Below are 2,608 nucleotides of genomic sequence, written 5' to 3'. Positions count from 1 at the left end.
TATCTGGCAATTGGCTGGAACGAAGTTAGAACAACCTTCTTTGCGATAAATCACGATTTCGATATCTTCATCCGGGATATTACAATTCGGGTATTGTTGCCAACGAAGTTCTACTCCTCGCTCTGAATTAGTGGCAGTCAAGCCTTTGGGTCGGGGTGGAATAACCCGTATCTGCACTGTTTTAATATCTGTTAGCTGGACCCGCGCTCGCCCCGGAAAATCTTCAACCTTAAATAATACACCATAAGGCTGCTCCCTGACGTGCATACAATTGGTTTCCCAGGTAAACTTACCGGAAGCCGGGCTGCTTTGTGTCGTATTCAATGGTGAAAAAGTGGCTTCTTTTGGTGCCACAAATTCCGTCACACCAGCGGCATCACGATTATATACACCCCCATTGGTTGTGATTCTGATATTATTATTGTCAGGATCGCGCGCAGTTACTGTAAACTCTATTTTCTGTCCGGCTTCTACGCATATATTAGCAGGAATGGTGAGTAAGGGTCGCTTATTAGGTGTTTCTACCACAATAATCTGCATATCCCGGGTTATCTCCCCTATTTTGGTATACGAACCATTGGCACCCTTTCGCCATTCTTCTACAATAAAGGCCACATTGACCTGATACTGATTAACGGCCAGTTTACCAGGAGCATCCCAGATCAAATCTCCTGTAATGGCATCTATCCTGAAAAATGAGGGGCCTGATTTATCTTCCATTAGTCTTGCATCTCCCAGATTTGCAGGGTCTATATACCCCTGAGCAAATACCCCACCGTTTGAGCCATCAGTGGCTCCTTTCTTAGGAGCAGTCAATCGAAAAGCCAAACTATCGCCATCAGCATCAAATGCACCCGGATTATGAATAAATCTTTGTCCAACACTTGCGGTATCAACAGGAATATTTAATAAAACAGGGGTATTATTTAAGCCCAGCGCCCCGTTTACAACAATGGTGGTTTCTACAAAGAAACTTATCTGTTCTGTTGGTGCCATTAGATTGACCGTATTGGCATTCCGGTTGATAATCGCACAAGAGATTGTATAGCGCCCCTGTGCCGGAAAAGTAAATGTGGTATCGTAGACGTTACACATGGTTCCTGAATTAATCAGAAACTTCTTTGTCCGTTTTACATCATATAAGGGGACACCCGGTACACCAAACCAGAATTGGGATGTATTGGCAGCCTCATTGGCTTGTATACCATTAATCTGGTCAGTATAAGTAGTGAGCGTAACCCGGTAGGTGAGCGTAGTTGTCGAAATTCTTTTAGCAGTTATTTCGCCTGCGCGTAAGTGTGAGGCTTGTACTTTTGGCAGTATTGACAAGCTAACAATCAAAAAAAGTAAAGTAAATTTTAACAGTCGCATAGGCCTTGTTTTCAAGTAGTTCTTTATATATGAACGAACGAAATTCTATGCGTTGTGTATAAGAGAGGCAGAATTTTAGAGATATGAGATTAAATTTTCTTTATATAGACCACCCGTATCAATCAAGCTACTTTACTGACTTGAACCAATTTCTCTAAACTCTTATGAAATCTCCACGGAACAGCAATCTCACGGCTGGTACGCGCAATTCTAACCTGATACCCTCTGGCATTGCCTTCTACCTTGAGAATACCACGTATATTCACAATGATACTTTTGTTCAGGTGAATAAATTGCGGGTTTGCCGAGAGCTCTTTTTCCACATCAGCATGAATCGTCGTTTTTTCAATTCCCATAAAATTCTGCCAGTATATATCAGCCGAATCTTTAGCCGTTTCGGCATAGATAAACTGATTAGGCAAAAGACTTAATCTTTCAGTTTTCTCACCTAATACCAATACTGACAGCGTTTGTCCGGAATCTGATTTTGCTAATATATGTAATGCCTGATTAATTAATTCGGCACAGGCGGCAAATTTTTTCTGAAATACCTTTTGCTGAATAAAAGTAGTTACAATAACAGGAATAATACTTAGCGCAAAGACTTTAAGTATATCACGTATTTTGAAAGTAATGATATGCAATATATTACCGTAAATGACCATGAGAGAAGTAATAAGCAATACCATAGCCAAAAAGTGGAGCGATTGCCGGGCAATAGTCCAGTTTTGCTTGTTATAAAACTTAGGGAAAAGGGTAGGTAATGCAAATTTGATTATCAGCATAGCAAAGAAAGCTACTCCTCCGAAACCTAATAGCAATTCAGTTTTTTGTTCATGATTAAATAAATCAAGACCAAAGGGTTGTATACCTACTGCTATAATCGCTACAAACAGCCCCACTAAAGATGAAATTAAAAGACCACGCCAGGAACGGATAGAGGTTGCCATTGGTAGCCGGAAAGCCTCGTTCAGGGCTAGTATTTGTTCTCTGACAAAATTTAGGATATGGCTACTCGTAATAGAGATGGCACGTAAAATGTTCATCGGTTAATTCGGTAATAAAGCTCGTTCAAGCAGACGTTTTTTGATAAAAAAACTCAAAAATTATACCATTGCGCTGCTTAAACAGATAACTCTACAGCAAATATAAATAAAATATCAGTATTTATCTCAATAACTCAATCCATCCCTTGACTGTTGTCGGAACTTCATCTTTTTTATCCAATCGCTGTAAG

At 40.1% G+C, this 2,608-nt stretch carries 1 protein-coding gene and 1 pseudogene; both read right to left on the bottom strand.

Annotated features, from left to right (window positions below; translation table 11 throughout):
- Positions 1-1,371, bottom strand: a pseudogene (locus ACYVFA_RS19585) (gliding motility-associated C-terminal domain-containing protein); the annotation flags it as partial.
- A 122-nt stretch (positions 1,372-1,493) separates the two neighbouring features.
- Positions 1,494-2,417: a LytTR family transcriptional regulator DNA-binding domain-containing protein gene (locus ACYVFA_RS19580; RefSeq protein WP_460473552.1), complete on the bottom strand. Its 924-nt coding sequence runs from the start codon at positions 2,415-2,417 to the stop codon at positions 1,494-1,496.
- Between the last annotated feature and the right edge of the window lie 191 nt (positions 2,418-2,608).

The organism is Emticicia fontis, assembly GCF_054779675.1.
The sequence above is the reverse complement of the archived record's forward strand: the minus strand, read 5'-3'. Positions and strand labels throughout refer to the sequence as shown.